This is a genomic window from Azoarcus sp. Soil_N_20 (genome assembly GCF_057656155.1).
On record NZ_JBDGKX010000052.1, the window covers coordinates 1 to 688 of the forward strand.

Annotated in this window: 2 protein-coding genes; both read left to right on the top strand. The window is 60.6% G+C overall.

Going from position 1 to position 688, the window contains the following annotated elements; genetic code table 11:
* Window positions 1-402: peptide-methionine (R)-S-oxide reductase MsrB (gene msrB / locus AC3A35_RS27830; protein WP_487439798.1), on the top strand; the 402-nt coding region annotated here is incomplete at its 5' end.
* On the top strand, window positions 399-688 hold a 290-nt coding region (locus AC3A35_RS27835), incomplete at its 3' end, for a peptide-methionine (S)-S-oxide reductase (RefSeq protein WP_487439799.1). The genes msrB and AC3A35_RS27835, both read left to right, overlap by 4 nt.

Here is a 688-nt window from a genome sequence, read left to right on the forward strand (position 1 = left end):
CCGGAGCAATACCGCGTCACCCAGAAAAGTGGAACCGAACGCCCGGGGACAGGTGAATATCTTCACAACGACGCCCTTGGAATCTACGTGGACATCGTTTCGGGCGAACCGCTGTTCGCATCCGGCGACAAGTTCGAATCGGGCTGCGGCTGGCCCAGCTTCACGAAGCCCATCGTCCCTGCATTTGTGAGCGAATTGCACGATACGAGCCACGGCATGATTCGGATCGAAGTGCGCTCGACGCACGGCGACAGTCATCTGGGGCATGTCTTCCCGGATGGTCCCCGCGACCGCGGCGGGCTGCGTTACTGCATCAATTCGGCGTCGCTGCGCTTCATTCCGCTCGACCGAATGGAGTCCGAGGGCTATGGGGAATACATCGACCAGGTGGAGGTGAAATGATGGCCAATTCGCAACGCGCCGTACTTGCAGGTGGATGCTTCTGGGGCATGCAGGGGCTGATCAGACGCTTGCCCGGGGTCCTGGCCACCCGTGTCGGCTATACCGGCGGCGATGTTCCCCATGCGACCTATCGCAATCACGGCACTCATGCGGAGGGGATCGAAATCCTGTTCGATCCCGATCGGCTGAGCTACCGGCGACTGCTGGAGTATTTCTTCCAGATTCACGATCCGACCACGCGCGACCGCCAGGGCAACGATATCGGTGCGTCCTATCGTTCGGCGAT